Origin of the sequence: Proteiniclasticum sp., from assembly GCF_032054185.1 — a bacterium.
Lineage (GTDB): Bacteria > Bacillota > Clostridia > Clostridiales > Clostridiaceae > Proteiniclasticum.
The window spans coordinates 14260-29804 of the sequence record NZ_DAMBTF010000013.1; the positions used below are offsets into that span (position 1 = coordinate 14260).

The following is a 15545-nucleotide window of genomic DNA, read 5'->3' on the forward strand; positions in this document are numbered from 1 at the left end:
GGAAACCCTTTTAGCCCTAATGCAATTACCGCTTCCTGATTCAGGTGGGAAAGGAGAACATAATCACCATGGGAGCCAGTATTTTTCCTTATTGACAAGAACCTCATTATAATTATAGAATCAGATGTGCTGTGACTATGGAAGAGGAGGTTTTACAGGTGAAAAGCTATATGGTAAAGAAAACATTCAATAATAATGCTGTACTTGTGACATCTGAACAGATGGAGTATATCCTCATCGGAAAAGGGATCGGCTTCAACAAAAAGAAAGGTTCGATCATCTTTGAATCCAGCCTTATCGAGAATGTTTTCATTCATGTGGATGAGAGCAACAAAAAGCAGTATGAACATCTTCTTGAAAATGTGGAAGAAGAGATCTTCAAAGTGGTGGAAGACATCATCAGCATGGCGGAGAAGGAACTTGGAGAAAAGCTCCATACAGATATCCATTTCGGCCTCATCGATCACATCAATTTCTCCCTGAACAGAATCAGAGAAGGCATTGAAATCGTCAATCCGTTTCTTCTTGAAACAAGGATGCTGTATAAAAGAGAATATGCCATTGCGGAAAAAGCGGTCGAGATTCTGAAGGAACAGATGAATATCGAAGTTCCGGAAAGTGAGATCGGGTTCATCACATTTCATATCCATGGGGGAAGAATGGGCGAAAGAAAAGGCTCATCACTCCAGTATGTCAAGGCCATCAACAAGGTCATCCCATACATTGAAGATAAGCTCGGCCTCACCCTTGAAGAAAACTCCTTTGACAGTGTAAGACTGGTGTCCCATCTACGCGGTCTCATTGAAAGGTGCTCCAGAGAAGAGGCGATCGAGAATGTGCTTCTGGATAGAATGAAGAAAGATTTTCCATTCGAATATAAAATTTCTGAAAACATAGCCTTGATTTTGAATAAAAACATTGGTATAGTAGTTCCAGAAAGTGAAATCGGGTATATTGCCCTGCATCTTTACAAACTGAATCATACAAAACTTAATTAGCGTGTAACTGATTCGATCAGGCATGAGTTTATACTTAAGGACAAGGTCCATTAGAAATAATGGCGGTCTTTTCTTTGAGTATGGATTCATGCCTTTTATATTGGCCGATTTCAAAAAAATATTCAGGAGGAATGATCTATGTCTAACAAATCAAAAAAATCCGGAGGATTCTTTGCAATTCTCCAGAAAGTCGGAAAATCCCTTATGCTTCCAGTATCTGTTCTGCCTGCAGCAGGTCTTATGGTTGCACTGTCCAGAGTCATCGAACAGCTTGTAGGTGCTGAAGCACTTGCACAGAGCACTGTTCTTAAGGTTTTCGTCGATGTGCTGTTCAGTGGCGGTCTGATCGTATTCGAGAATCTGCCGCTGATCTTTGCCGTAGGTGTCGCCATCGGATTTACAGCCGGAGAAGCCGTTTCAGGACTTGCCGCTGTTGTAGGATATGTTGTACTCATTAAGGTGCTGGATATCATGTCCATTGCACAGAATCTTACTGATCCAATCAACATGGGCGTTTTCAGCGGTATCATCATCGGTATCATCGCTGCGAAAATCTACATGAGATTCTACAAGACGAAACTTCATCCGGTTCTTGGATTCTTTGAAGGCAAGAGACTGGTTCCGATCATCATGGTCGTCGTATCCATTCTTCTGGGTGTGGCTCTCGGATTTATCTGGCCACCAATTCAGAACGGAATCAACACATTAGGTCAGATGGCTATTGATGCGGAAATCTTCGGATTCAGACTTGGCGGAGCAATTTATGCTTTCGGTAACAGAGCCCTGATTCCTACAGGACTTCATCATGTATTCAAAACACCATTTACCACACAGTTCGGTACCTATACAGCTGCCGACGGTCAGGTCTATGTCGGTGAAATCGCAAGATTCTTTGCTGGAGACCCTACCGCAGGTGCAATTACTGCTGCCGAATATCCGCTGAAGATTTTTGGACTGCCAGCAGCAGCGCTTGCTATCTATATGAGAGCTCTGCCTAAGCACAAGAAAGCCATCGGTGGTGTCATGCTGACTGCTGCACTGACCTCAATCATCACAGGTATTACAGAGCCGATCGAATTCGCGTTCATGTTTGTTGCACCGATCCTTTATATTGCCCACATCTCACTGGCATTTGTAGGCGGACTGCTGATGAATCTCTTCCAGGTCAGACTGACCGAGACATTCACATCATCACTCATCGACTACATCGTCAGTATCTCGACAGGTAACGCAGGTAACCCATGGGCACTTCTGCCTGTCGGAATAGTCATCGGACTTGGATACTTCTTCCTGTTCTACTGGCTCATCAAGAGATTTAACCTGAAGACACCGGGAAGAGATGAGGAAGAAACTGAGAAGGTAGTCGTACCGGTAACCGAGAAAGCCATGGAAGTGCTGAAAGCACTTGGCAATACCGAAAACATCAAGGCGATTGATGCCTGCATAACAAGACTGAGACTTGAAGTATATGATACAAAGAAAGTCGACAAGAAAAGACTGAAGGATCTGGGTTCACCAGGAGTCATGGAAGTCGGACCCACAGGAATCCAGGTTATTTTCGGAACAGCTGCTGAAGGACTGAAGGATGAAATCAAGAGCATTATGGAAAATCCTCAGGAAGTCACCATAGTGGAATCAGCATCCGTAAAAGAAACACAGATTGAAAGAACCGGGGAAGAAACGATCATGACCTCACCTATGAAGGGGAAGATTCTTGATCTTTCAGAAGTACCTGATGCTCTCTTTGCCGAAAAAATGATCGGAGACGGATTTGCTGTAGAGCCTGCTGAAGGCTATGTGGTATCACCGGTCAAGGGAGAAATCGCGCATATTTTCGAAACCAATCACGCCCTTGCCATCATCACAGACTCAGGTCTTGAAGTGCTGATTCATATCGGAATCGACACGGTCAAAATGGAAGGAAGAGGCTTTACAAGACTGTCTGAAGTTGGACAGAAGGTTGAGCATGGCACACCGCTGATGAAGTTTGATCTTGAACTGGTCAAAAAAGAAGCGAAGTCCAGCATCACAGAGGTGGTCGTCACCAATATGGATAAGGTGAAGGATATGAAGATCATTGCCTCTGGAGCGGTTACAGCTTCTGATGAAGTACTGATTGTCAGATAAAACTGTTCTCGCCTAAGAGGAATCAGGCCCAGCGCATTACTGCACTGAGGCCTGTTTTTTTCGCTTTTCTCCTGCTTTTAAGCTTCAGTATTCATCCGGTCTAAAAAAGAATATCCTGAATATGGTTCAGAATTTGAGATATTTCTGGAGAAAAATCGGTTTTTATAACGTTTACAAAAAGATAGAATAAAGACATCAAATATTTTGGGGGTTAAGTAATCATGAAAAAAATTGCATCTATTGTATTGTCAGCTGTTATGGTCATGTCTCTTGCAGCATGCGGCAGCAAAGCGGAGACACCAGCAGAAACACCAGCAGAAACACCTGCAGAGGCACCAGCAGAAACACCTGCTGCTACCGGTAATCTTGTCATCTACTGTCCACATCCTCTGGAATTCATCAATCCTCTGGTAAGCGAATTCGAAACCCAGAGCGGAATCAAGGTTGAGGTCATCGCAGCAGGTACCGGAGAGCTTCTTAAGAGAGTTGAATCTGAAGCGGCAAATCCACTAGGCGATATCTTCTGGGGAGGTTCCCTGTCCACAGTAAAACCGGTCATGAACCTTTTCGAGAACTACACCAGCAAAAATGAAGAATTCATTCAGGAAGACTTCAAGAACACAGAAGGACCACTGACAAGATTCACCGATATTCCAAGTGTACTGATGGTGAATACCAACCTGATCGGAGATATCGAGATCAAGGGATATGAAGATCTTCTGAAACCTGAACTGAAGGGTAAAATCGCTATGGCGGATCCTTCAAAATCCTCATCATCCTATGAGCACCTGATCAACATGCTATATGCCATGGGCGAAGGAGACCCTGAAAAGGGATGGGACTATGTGGATCGTTTCATACAGAATCTTGACGGCAAACTGCTCAGCGGATCATCAGCAGTTTATAAGGGCGTAGCTGACGGAGAATATGTTGTAGGTCTGACCTTTGAAGAAGGCGGAGCTAAGTATGTAGCTGACGGTGCACCTGCAGAGCTTATTTATATGGAAGAAGGCGTTATTTCAAAGCCTGACGGAGTATACATCATCAAGGATGCAAAGAACATGGTAAATGCCCAGGCATTCATCGACTTCATCACATCCAAGGAAGCACAGACAATCATCGTAGAACAGCTGAACAGAAGATCGGTAAGAACTGACGTTGCAGCACCAGGTTACATGATGGCGAAAGAAGATATGAACATCATTTATGATGACGAAGATCTGGTTGTAGAAAACAAGAATGCATGGATGGAAAAGTTCAACGACATTTTCACCAACTATTAAAAGAAGATAAAGTCAGTAATAACAGAAGATAAATGAGAAAACCAATGAAAACGGAGAATTTCAAAGCTCACAGCTTCGTTGTGAGCTTTTCTCTCTGTAAAAAATGAGCACGAAAGAAAACAAGTGAAGGAGTAAATTATGAGTAATTCCATAGGGGTTAAAAATGCCACAAAACGTTTTGGTGATGTCACCGTTATCCCGGATCTTTCTATTGAAATCAGAAATGGAGAATTTTTCACACTGCTTGGTCCATCAGGATGCGGTAAGACAACACTTCTCAGAATGATCGCCGGTTTCAACAGCATCGAAGGAGGAGAGTTTTCCTTTGATGAAACAGTCATCAACAATATACCTGCCCATAAAAGAAATATCGGAATGGTTTTTCAGAACTACGCGATCTTTCCTCATCTGACGGTCAGACAGAACGTGGAATACGGACTTAAAATCAGAAAAATGGACAAGGAAACCATGAAGAAAAGAGTGGATGATATTCTTGATGTGGTGAAGATCAGCGAATACCAGGAAAGACTTCCTGAAAATCTGTCCGGTGGTCAGCAGCAGAGAGTTGCGCTTGCAAGAGCCATAGTCATTCATCCGAATGTTCTTCTCATGGATGAGCCGCTTTCCAATCTGGATGCAAAACTGAGAATCGAAATGAGAAGCGCAATAAGAGACGTGCAGAAGCAGGTCGGCATCACAACTGTATATGTCACTCATGATCAGGAAGAGGCACTTGCGATCTCTGACCGTATTGCGGTCATGAAGGGTGGAGTCATTCAGCAGGTGGATTCTCCGGAAGCCATCTACTCAAGGCCCTTCAATGTGTTTGTTTCAACTTTCATCGGTCATTCCAATCTTCTTCATGCAAATGTGGACAAAGATGAAAACGGAATGTATGTGAAGTTCCTGGACGGAACAAAAATCTACATGGACAACCTCAGCGAGAGCGCTGTAGGAACATCTGTTACAGCAGGGATAAGACCTGAAGAGTTTTCTCTTTCAGCTACTGGAATGAAGGCACTCATCAGAAACAGGACCTTCCTCGGCCGATATATTGTCTATGAACTGGAGTTCGAAAATGGGATGGTCATCGACGGACAGGCTTCCATAGAATTCTCCCAGGATCTCGGACAGGCAGAAAAGCTCTTTAATATCGGCGAAAAAATCACTCTGATGCCGAACAGAAAGAAGATCAACATATTTACAGAAAATGGGGAGAAGAGCCTGATAAAGGATGTGAGATGGAATGGGTAAGAAAAGAAGCTTCAACTTCTGGTCTGCAGTGACCATCGTCATCGTATTTATCTTTGCATTATTTATCGTATATCCACTTCTCTCGCTGTTTATAAGCGCTTTTCAGGATCCTGAAACACAGGCCTTCACCATGGAGAACTTTCAGAAGTTTTTCTCCAAGAAATTCTATATGAGGGCACTGGGAAACAGTTTCAAGGTAACCACGGTGACCACACTGCTTGCCGTGATCATCGGTGCACCTCTGGCTTATATGACCACTGCCTTTAAAATAAAGGGAAAAGGTCTGCTGGAGATTCTGATCATCATATCCATGCTTTCTCCACCATTCATCGGTGCATATTCATGGGTGCTTCTTGCGGGAAGAAGCGGTGTCATCACCACATTCATGAGAAACACATTCGGCATTGAGATGGGTTCCATCTACGGATTCGGCGGAATCCTACTGGTTCTTACACTGAAACTGTATCCTTACATCTATATGTACACCAAAGGAACACTGAAGAAAGTAGATGCTTCACTGATTGAAGCCAGCGAAAGTCTTGGCTGTTCCGGAATCAAAAAAGTGTTCACCGTCATCATGCCGCTGATCACACCGACCATTCTTGCAGGATCTCTGATCGTATTCATGAACGCTCTTGCAGATTTCGGTACACCTATGCTCATCGGAGAAGGATATGTGGTCATGCCTGTACTCATCTATAATGAGTTCATCAGTGAAATGGGCGGATCTGCGAGCTTTGCGGCAGCTATCGCCGTCATTCTTGTTATGGTCACTTCAGTGATGTTCATTCTTCAGAAGTATGTCGTGAACAAGAAGTCCTTCACCATGAGTTCACTTAGACCGATTCAGGCAAAGGAAATGAAGGGATGGAAAAATGTACTGGCACATGTTGCCATCTATTCACTGGTTCTTGTCTCCATCATTCCACAGGTGACAGTAATCTACACCTCGTTCAAAGCGACTTCTGGAGCGATTTTTGCAAAAGGATTCTCTCTGGACAGCTATAGAAAGATTTTCTCAAGCCTTGGTGGTCCAATAGCAAATACCTATAAGTTCGGTATTATTGCCATCATCGTCATTGTCCTTCTGTCCATGTTCATTTCTTACCTTACGACAAGAAGGAAGAGTGCACTTACAGACATCATCGACACACTGACCATGTTCCCTTATATCATTCCAGGTTCCGTACTGGGTATCACACTTCTGATCTCATTCAACGATCAACCTCTGATTTTAAGTGGAACCAGTTTCATCATCATTATTGCCTTTGTAGTGCGTAGAATGCCTTACACCCTGCGTTCCAGTGCGGCGGTTCTCTATCAGATCAGCCCAAGCATGGAAGAGGCTGCGGTCAGTCTTGGTGATTCTCCGGTCAAGTCCTTCTTTAAAGTGACCGCCATCATGATGCTTCCAGGTGTACTTTCAGGAGCGATTCTGAGCTGGATCACCATCATCAACGAACTGAGTGCGTCCGTTATCCTCTATACAGGAGATACCCGTACAATGTCCGTGGCCATCTATACTGAAGTCATCCGTGCAAGCTATGGAACAGCAGCAGCACTTGCAAGTATACTTACTTTGACCACAGTCGTTTCTCTGCTGATCTTCTTCAAGGTATCAGGAAAGAAGGAAATCAGTCTATAATTTAGTGGAAAATTATCAGGAAGTAGATTAGAATAGATAAAGGTATTGAACCGCAACTGAAAACAAAAGTGATTTACAGGTAAAACTGGAGGAATAGAGCATGAAGAAGAATAAATACAGCTATTTCAAGGATGACATCCGAAAAATGCTGCTTCTTTATGCTTTTTTTCCTGCCCTTATTCTCACGTTTCTTCTGCTTTTCATGTTCTGGGGCTACTGGAAAATTGATGTGGTCCGAACCAGCAGCAGAGAAAACGATAAACTCTCGGCAAGTCTTCTCGAATCCGTTGAGTCCTACTCGGAATTTATCGAAGACCTCAGCGATGAATCGGAACTGTACCGCAGAGCACTGTCAAACGGGGAACGTGCAGATGTGTTCAACAGATTGTATGCCATATCCAACAGTATAGGGAAATCTGCAGATCTGTATATTTTTGACGGCAGCCATAATCCCATAATGGTGGGCAGGCAGAATATTCCCTACTATCTTTCGGGTCAGAGCTACAGCAACTGGGGTATCTTCCACACCATGAAAGTGAGTCAGGATCCTGTTTCCATCCGTGTCCTGGAGGAATATGAGGGAAATATGCATCTCATAATGGGAAAGAAGATCATGGAAGAAGGAGAGATTATTGGTTATATCGTGATCACCATGGACAGCAGGCAGTTTCAGATCGAGCTTTCAGAGCTTTCCTCACAATCAATCATTACAGATAAAAGCGGTAAAGTGTTCATCGCAAACAACTACGCCTTTCTCGACAATCTGAGCCGGGTTTCTCTTGAGGAGAGGGATTTTGAAGGAACGGTAAAAAAGGGTCCGGACAGTTATTACCTGACATCAAACAGCATTCTGGACAACAGGCTCCATATCTATTCCATAAAACTGATTTCCAATCAGATGCAGTTCTTCATCTCCATCGGAATCATACTGATTCTTGTATTCGGGCTGATTATCCTTCTTGTGCTTTACAGCACAAAAAAGCTCGCCATAAAGAAGACAGAGGATTTCTATAAAATCATGAGAGCATTCGATGAAGTTCAGTCGGGAGACCTAAGTGCGAGAGTCAGTATCTTCAGCAACGATGAGTTCCAGACCATCGGAGATTCCTTCAATGAGATGGTTGAAAATCTGCAGAAAGAGATTTCAAGAAATCAGGAGATGACCGAACGGCTTTCCATGACGCAGATCAGGCACCTGAGATCTCAGTTCAATCCTCATTTCCTCTATAATACGCTGGACAACATCAGATTCATGGTGAAGTTCAATCCCGAGGATGCAGGTAAGATGATTCTCAGTCTGTCCACTCTTCTAAGGTACAGTCTGGATAATGCGACGGAAACCGTACCTCTTCTTAAAGATATGGAGTCTACGGAAAACTACCTTAAAATAATGAAGTTCCGTTATGGGGACAGGCTCACCTATTCCATAGATATTCCGGCGGACGTGGAAAATATCGCCCTACCGAAGCTGATCATACAGCCCATGATTGAAAATGCGGTGAAGTACGGTTCGGAAGGGCGAATGAATCTGCATATCAGGCTTTCCGCTTTCAGAGATGGGGGAAATGTGAAGCTGATCTGTGAAGACAACGGAGTAGGAATGGATGAAGAGATGCTCGCGAATGTGAACAGCCAGCTGGAAAAGGAAGTCAATGACAGCGGACATTTCGGCCTGTACAATATCCACAGAAGACTCAGGCTTAAATACGGAGAAGCATCCGGAGTTTCCATCGAAAGCGCAAGAGGTGTGGGCACGAAACTTATGATCGTGATTCCGTTAATGGAGGAAAATCAGAATATAATGGAGGGAGCTGCAGAATGATCAGACTCATAATCGTCGAGGATGAGGACTTCATCAGAAGAGGACTCGTCCATACCATGGACTGGCTAAGCATGGACTGTGTCGTCGTGGGAGAAGCTGCTGATGGACAAGAGGGTCTTGAGCTCATCCGTACACTTAAGCCCGATATTGTGATTTCCGATATCAGAATGCCTTACCTTGATGGTATCTCAATGATCAGGGAAGCTCTGAAGGATACAGACTTTAAATCCATACTGCTTACGAGCTATGCGGAATTCGATTATGCCAAGCGGGCCATCGAGATCAGTGTTTCTTCCTATCTTCTGAAGCCTGTGGCAGAAGAAGATCTCGCAGAAGCCATCCTTAAAATCAGAATGGATCTTGTGGATAAGACAAGAGAAAACCATACTCTGGCGGATGAAATTCGAGATATCATCAGACAGAAGGAAGAAAAAGAGTATTATGTGGTCAAGGCGCTTAAGAAAATCATGGAACATTATGATCAGAAACTGAATATAGAAGCTGTTGCTGAGGAGCTTGGCGTGAGTTCAAGCTATCTCAGCAGAAGATTCAAGAAAGTTACAGGAAACACATTTCTTGATATACTGAACGAGTACAGGATTATCCAGAGCGTGAAGCTTCTGGCGTCAGGTCAGTATCGGGTGGGAGAAATCGCCGAGAAGACAGGTTTTTCAGACTATAAGCACTTCTACAGCGTCTTCAAGAAATACACCGGGATTTCACCTTCGGATTATATCAAGTGATAAGGAAAGGGAGTTAGTAGATTGGATATCAGAAAAATAACGCTGCTAAGCGATATGGACGGAACACTTCTGTCCAGCGACGGAACGGTTTCAGCAAGAAACAGGGACGCAGTCAGCCGCTTCATCGAAGCAGGAGGACATTTCGGCATTGCTACGGGTAGAGGACATGTCAATGTACTGAATTTTATCAGGGATGTTGAAATCAATGCGCCTTCAGTGCTCTATAACGGTGCGATGCTCTATGACTTCAAGTCAGGCAGAACCCTTAAGATGGAAACACTGCCACAGGACGAACTGATTGACTTCATAAGGGCTGTTCAGAAAGAATATCCCGCCATCATGACGCACATCTATACACCGGATACCTGCTTCATCGTTTCCAGAGAGGAAGATGCAGACGAGAAAATCCTGAGCGAGCATCAGCCTGCTGTTTTTGATACACTGGAAACCGCAAAGCGCGAGCCATGGATCAAAATTCTTCTGGCCGGGAATAATGATGACCTCAAGAAAGTCGAGGAGAAGCTTGAACGGATAGGCGATCAGCATATGCGGTGGGTATATTCTGCGGACATCTATCTTGAGATTCTGCCTGAAGGAGTCTCAAAAGCTTCCATGATCTCCAAAATGAAGGAAATCCATGGAGGAGATCATACCGTGATTGCTCTTGGGGACTTCTATAATGACCTGGAGATGCTAAGAGAAGCGGATTTCGGGATCGCCATGGGAAATGCTCCGGATGAAATCAAGGCTGTGGCGGATATGGTCGCCTTAACCAATGATGAGGACGGTGTTGCCGAAGTGATTGAGGCACTACTGTCGGGTGAACTTGATTTAACAGATATGGTAAAATAATTGCAGAAAGGCGGCTTCCAGAAAAAGGAAACCGCCTTTCTCTTCTTTAGTGCTGCTAAGGATGTTTCTAAGCGCGGCAGTAGTATCTTGAAACTCTTCACTTTAATATAGGAAGATATTCATTCATGAATGATATATTAAGCTGTTAAATCTATGTTAGTAGTTTATTCTCTATCCGTTCAGAGTTCTTTCATGTCATGTTTTAAACTTCTGTTTAAACTGAATCTAAGAATAAATTGATTAGAGGAGGCAGATTATGAAACGTATCGTAGGAATATTCAATACAGAGGATAGAGCACTTAAAGCAATACACAGACTAAGAGAAGACGGTTATAGAGATGAGGAGATCTCTGTCATCACCAGCAATAAGGAAAGCTATGATCGCCTTTCCAGAGTGGTGGGAGACGATATGGTCAGTGATGTGGATGTATCGGCTGAAAACACGGCAGCTAAAGCAGCTTCAGGTACAGCCATCGGCGGAATTGGAGGATTCCTTCTTGGACTTGGCGCACTGGCTATTCCTGGGGTCGGACCCATTGTTGCTGCCGGACCGATTGCCGGTGCCATAACAGGAGCCATAGCAGGTGGAACCATCGGGGGAATCGCAGGAGCACTGACTGATTATGGTATTGATGAAGAAGACGCTCAGGTCTATGAAGAAAGAATCAATCAGGGAGATGTCATGGTCCTGGTGGATGAAGATGCAGAAAGAAGAGACCATGTTTATAATAACTTCTATGAAAATGAGAGCTACAACAGAGAAGGTTATGCAAGAGATGGTTACAGAAGAGGGGATCCTGGACTGAATCTTGATGAAGATGAAGTCGATCCTTCTGATCCGCTCTCAAATCCAAACAGATTTCTGGATTAGTTCATAGCGAGGGAATGACATCTGGTGGCAGATGGACATTTCAGCTCTTCTGCCCTTAAGATAGAAAAGCCGATGCATAAATTATGCATCGGCTTTATTATAGGGGTTCTATCTGCGTTTTTTCAGTTCTTTGCGTATGAGTCTGGCAAATCCGATAAGATACACAACGAAAGGGATGAAACCGGTTAGTACACCTTTAGTTCTTCTTTTCATTCATTTTCACCTCTTGGAGTTATTGTAAGGCAGTGAGATAAAAATGGGATTAAATTAATGTGAATGAAGTGACGAGGGTACTTTATGTCTTATTCCACCGATCGCAGTGTGCCCATGAAAAGAGGTAGGCTAGTTTCCTTATCGATGATCATATAGACAAACGGACGGTTAAGAAGAACTTCCTTCGTCTCTACGGGTGCTGCAGATTCTGTTACGACTTCAACAACAGTAGCTGCTCCAGCCTTCGTTCCTTTTTCATCAACGGCGATTTTTGTTTTATGGATGACACGGCTGATATAGAGATTGCCTTCTGGTGAAGTGCCAAGCCCGTTGAAGTCTGCTTTCTTTTCGTCAAACGCATCTGTCATACCCATTCCTTTTAGAATTTCCGACATTTCTACAGAATAACTGCTTTCAAATTTTGGGATCATTGTAAATACCGGCGTATTTTCAGCTTCCTTTATAAGAGTATGGAGTTTCTCACCTGTCAGTGAAGTGATGTATTCCTGAACACTGATATTTTCATCGGGAAGAAGAGCCATGAACGCATACTTCCCTCCGCTGTAGTTCTTGATGACACCCTTTGCCTGATCGTCTCTGACGTATAGAGATTCGGTGGAAAACATCATGTCGACAGTCTGCATGCTTCCATCTTCAGCGGTGAACTGATCTTCACTTATTTCATTCTCCTTATAGATGGTTTCCCATTTTGCATCGAAAGACAGCGCATTGATGAGATACATCATGGCTTCTTCCGGAATTTTATCGAGAATATCTTTGATCATGCCGTCTGTTTCTTTTTCCACCCAGGTGTTTATGGATTTCAGAGTCTTTTCGTCAAATGCCGCTCTATAGATTCCTGCATCATAATAATTGGCATTGGTCTGAAGAAATTCACGCCTGACGTTGAGCCGTTCGCCTTCTCGGAACCAGATGGAGTTGGCCATGCTTACTTTCAGGTTATCCTTTCTTGGAAGTGACCTGATGTAGAGTTCCAGGAGCATATTGAGCTCGTTTCTGGATAGACCGAATACTTCTTCCATCTGCATAAGGGTGTTCTCTTCTGCGCCGTTTGCGGTCATTCCCAGGGATGAAAGCACAGATAGGGGTGAGATCAGGGTGTTTTCGTTTCCGCTATTGGCTTTAAAAAGCTCAACCGAAAAATCCGCTGCAGACAGTAGGCTTTCCTCATTGTAAGCGTCGAGCACCTCCACCTTTTCGGGACTGATTTCCTTCATGAGATCTTCTCCGTCAGCCGCAGCGGTTCGGCTGCACCCGGTCGCCGCAAGAAGAACAAGTAGAGATAGAGCGGTCAGTTTATGGACTAGACTCATCTGTTTCATGATACCCTCCTCTTTTAACTTCAAGATTGCTTACGATATTTCGTGTATATCGATATCGTAAGGGTTTCAGAGAATAAAATGGTAACGATAAAAAGACAGATTACAATCCCCGAAGAGATCGCAATCTGTCTTCAAAATTGCCGGTCAGGGCCTGAACCATTGCGGATAATTCAGCCTGAACCAGGCGATTATGCTTTCAATAATCACTTTCAGTACACCAGCCAGCGGAACGGAAACAAGAAGTCCGACCAGTCCCCATAATGCTCCACCTACAAGAAGTACAAAGATGATGGCTGCAGGATGAAGTCCTACACTGTGTCCGACGATCTTCGGTGAGATAAGATTACCTTCGATCTGCTGGATGATGATGAAGGCCACAACAACCCATAGCGCTTTCATCGGATCCACTGCAAGAGTGATGAATACAGCGGGAACGGCTCCTAGGAACGGTCCGATATAGGGAACCAGATCACCGATACCAGCAAGAAGTCCGAGAACAATCCAGTAATCAACACCCAGGATAAGAAGTGCTATGGAACTTAGGACACCGATGATGAGTGCCACCAGAAGCTGGCCTCTGATAAATCCCCCAAGGACATTATCGATCTTATGCATCAGAGGGAAAACCCATCGGCGGCTTTTTGGAAGAATGAGCTTTTTCGAAAAGTCCGTGATTTCATCTCCATCCTTCATGAAGTAGAAGGTCAGCACAGGTATGGTCACCAGATGAACCAGGCTGGAGGCAAAGGACCCGATTCCCGAAAGGATACCGCTTGCTGATTTTGTGAACCAGTCGGTTACCGACTGCATACCGATATTGAACGATTCGAGTACACCTTCGATGGTGTCAGGTGCTGCAGGCTGCTCTCCGATGGTACCTTCGTACCACTCCGATACTCGCCCATACCAGCTCTTGCTGATATCAGGAAGAGCGGAAACAAGGCTTGCAACTTCCTCCACGAGCATGGGGAAGAAAATAATGGAGAAGCCTGCGATGGCGCCTATGAGCACGACAAATATGATGATGACGGCAAGAAGTCTTGATACGCCAAGCTTTATGAGATACTTGATTACAGGATTGAAGGCATAGGCAAATACTCCTGCGATGATGAACGGGGTCAGTATGGAAAGAAGAAGTCCGGAATTTCCGATCATCCATGAGAGTGCAAGTATACCTAGAAGCACAAAGAAAATCAGTTTCAGGTGCTTTGATTTAAAGGAAAGTTTCTTTTCCTGCAATACGTGTCTGTTCCCGATGTTGAAAAGAAAATATACAGTAAGACACAGGAGAACAAAGAGCGCTATCAGGATAAGCTGCTCTAGGACGCCGAGGTTCCGAGTGGATTCTATAGTCTGCATTGGTGTTTCATTCATATCCTCACTCTCCATATCGTCAAAGTGACTTTTAATTATTGTATCATAAGGGTATGGCTGCATTTATTAACAGTTGGTATCAATTGAATGTCCTGATTATTGAAAAACATAAAAAGAGTGAGAATCAGATATCAGGTCTTCATATGGTTACAGAAAGTTAATTGAACATCCATCCTTATATAACTTTATCAGGTGTCTAATCATTTCAAGTTGGGTTAAAATAAAGAAAAGATATGAGATTGTAAGTTTATGGTGATTATTGGACGCATGAGGAGGAAAATACGAAATGGCTGCGCATAGAGAGAACGATTCTGATATGTCTATAAGGTTTGTGCGAACTTATCACTTTGTGGGAATTTTTGCTATCCTCATCATGGCCGGACAGCTCCATTTTGCGTATGAATGGTCCAAAGAGAACTACTTCGTCGGACTGTTGTCTCCTGTCAGCGAGAGTATCTGGGAGCACCTTAAGATGATCTACTGGCCGACTTTACTCTGGTGGATCATTGGCTACGCGGTTTACGGAAAAAGGAAGAGACTGTCTATGATGAGATGGTTCCAGGCAATGGCTATCAGTATCGTTTTCGGTATGCTCATTATTGTGCTTTGGTATTATCTATGGTCTGGAGCCATCGGTATAGAAGCGACCTGGGTCAATTTCTCTTCAATGATAAGCGTTGTGATCGGTCAGCTTCTGGCTGTTCATGTCTATAGGGTGGTAATGCCCAGATGGATCTATTTTGGTTCAGGTATCCTCATCGTACTCGCACTTGCGGTGATGACAGCTTATTTCACTTACTATCCCCCTGATCTGCCGATATTTATTGCTCCGTAAATTTAAGAACTTAAACAGCAACATCAGGAACAGCAATCTGCTGTTCCTGATGTTACAGGGATAGATGAGTAGAACACCCTGAATGTAACGGTTTCTGATTCTTAATTATCCTTTAATATTTTGAGTATCAAAGTATACCTATGTATAATGGAGGTATTGAATTATTGGAGGGTATTAGTATTGAA

Annotated in this window: 12 protein-coding genes; 10 read left to right on the forward strand and 2 right to left on the reverse strand. The window is 43.8% G+C overall.

The window, feature by feature from the left end; translation table 11 throughout:
- Window positions 1–158 precede the first annotated feature (158 nt).
- The 9 genes from RTX25_RS08720 (at window position 159) to RTX25_RS08760 (ending at window position 11595) form a co-directional block, all read left to right on the forward strand.
- A complete protein-coding gene (locus RTX25_RS08720) occupies window positions 159–998 on the forward strand; it encodes a PRD domain-containing protein (protein WP_312652783.1) in 840 nt (279 codons plus the stop codon).
- 138 nt (window positions 999–1136) lie between these two features.
- Window positions 1137–3125: a glucose PTS transporter subunit IIA gene (locus RTX25_RS08725; protein ID WP_312652785.1), complete on the forward strand. Its 1989-nt coding sequence runs from the start codon at window positions 1137–1139 to the stop codon at window positions 3123–3125.
- Between the two features lie 221 nt (window positions 3126–3346).
- Window positions 3347–4408 (forward strand): ABC transporter substrate-binding protein, encoded by a 1062-nt coding sequence (locus tag RTX25_RS08730; protein ID WP_312652787.1) that lies wholly within the window; start codon window positions 3347–3349, stop codon window positions 4406–4408.
- A 138-nt stretch (window positions 4409–4546) separates the two neighbouring features.
- Entirely contained in the window at window positions 4547–5662 is a 1116-nt protein-coding gene (locus RTX25_RS08735; RefSeq protein ID WP_312652789.1) for an ABC transporter ATP-binding protein, read from the forward strand.
- Window positions 5655–7307 carry an iron ABC transporter permease gene (locus RTX25_RS08740; RefSeq protein WP_312652790.1) on the forward strand — a complete coding sequence of 551 codons (1653 nt, stop codon included), beginning with the start codon at window positions 5655–5657 and terminating at the stop codon, window positions 7305–7307. Before RTX25_RS08735 ends, RTX25_RS08740 begins: the two co-directional genes overlap by 8 nt.
- A 100-nt stretch (window positions 7308–7407) precedes the next feature.
- Window positions 7408–9129: a histidine kinase gene (locus RTX25_RS08745; protein ID WP_312652791.1), complete on the forward strand. Its 1722-nt coding sequence runs from the start codon at window positions 7408–7410 to the stop codon at window positions 9127–9129.
- The gene (locus RTX25_RS08750; protein WP_312652793.1) at window positions 9126–9872 is read left to right on the forward strand and encodes an AraC family transcriptional regulator; all 747 of its coding nucleotides are present in this window, start codon (window positions 9126–9128) and stop codon (window positions 9870–9872) included. Before RTX25_RS08745 ends, RTX25_RS08750 begins: the two co-directional genes overlap by 4 nt.
- Window positions 9873–9893: 21 nt before the next feature.
- Entirely contained in the window at window positions 9894–10724 is an 831-nt protein-coding gene (locus RTX25_RS08755) for a Cof-type HAD-IIB family hydrolase (protein ID WP_312652796.1), read from the forward strand.
- Window positions 10725–10980: 256 nt separating this feature from the next.
- The gene (locus tag RTX25_RS08760) at window positions 10981–11595 is read left to right on the forward strand and encodes a general stress protein (RefSeq protein WP_312652799.1); all 615 of its coding nucleotides are present in this window, start codon (window positions 10981–10983) and stop codon (window positions 11593–11595) included.
- Window positions 11596–11897: 302 nt separating this feature from the next.
- Here the strand turns inward: RTX25_RS08760 and RTX25_RS08765 are convergent, their stop codons facing one another.
- Complete coding sequence (locus RTX25_RS08765) at window positions 11898–13151, reverse strand: serpin family protein (RefSeq protein WP_312652801.1); 1254 nt, start codon at window positions 13149–13151, stop codon at window positions 11898–11900.
- Window positions 13152–13295: 144 nt separating this feature from the next.
- Window positions 13296–14525, reverse strand: a complete 1230-nt coding sequence (locus RTX25_RS08770; protein WP_312652803.1) for an AI-2E family transporter — start codon at window positions 14523–14525, stop codon at window positions 13296–13298.
- Window positions 14526–14811: 286 nt separating this feature from the next.
- On the opposite strand from RTX25_RS08770, the gene RTX25_RS08775 reads away from it, so the two are divergent.
- Window positions 14812–15360, forward strand: a complete 549-nt coding sequence (locus RTX25_RS08775) for a DUF6512 family protein (RefSeq protein WP_312652805.1) — start codon at window positions 14812–14814, stop codon at window positions 15358–15360.
- The last annotated feature ends 185 nt before the right edge of the window (window positions 15361–15545 follow it).

Excerpts from the sequence above, each read along its gene's own strand:
- RTX25_RS08725 (WP_312652785.1), top strand. The coding sequence starts at position 1,137 with ATGTCTAACAAATCAAAAAAATCCGGAGGATTCTTTGCAATTCTCCAG.
- RTX25_RS08730 (WP_312652787.1), top strand. The coding sequence starts at position 3,347 with ATGAAAAAAATTGCATCTATTGTATTGTCAGCTGTTATGGTCATGTCT.
- RTX25_RS08735 (WP_312652789.1), top strand. The coding sequence starts at position 4,547 with ATGAGTAATTCCATAGGGGTTAAAAATGCCACAAAACGTTTTGGTGAT.
- RTX25_RS08740 (WP_312652790.1), top strand. The coding sequence starts at position 5,655 with ATGGGTAAGAAAAGAAGCTTCAACTTCTGGTCTGCAGTGACCATCGTC.
- RTX25_RS08745 (WP_312652791.1), top strand. The coding sequence starts at position 7,408 with ATGAAGAAGAATAAATACAGCTATTTCAAGGATGACATCCGAAAAATG.
- RTX25_RS08750 (WP_312652793.1), top strand. The coding sequence starts at position 9,126 with ATGATCAGACTCATAATCGTCGAGGATGAGGACTTCATCAGAAGAGGA.
- RTX25_RS08760 (WP_312652799.1), top strand. The coding sequence starts at position 10,981 with ATGAAACGTATCGTAGGAATATTCAATACAGAGGATAGAGCACTTAAA.
- RTX25_RS08765 (WP_312652801.1), bottom strand. The coding sequence starts at position 13,151 with ATGAAACAGATGAGTCTAGTCCATAAACTGACCGCTCTATCTCTACTT.
- RTX25_RS08770 (WP_312652803.1), bottom strand. The coding sequence starts at position 14,525 with ATGAATGAAACACCAATGCAGACTATAGAATCCACTCGGAACCTCGGC.
- RTX25_RS08775 (WP_312652805.1), top strand. The coding sequence starts at position 14,812 with ATGGCTGCGCATAGAGAGAACGATTCTGATATGTCTATAAGGTTTGTG.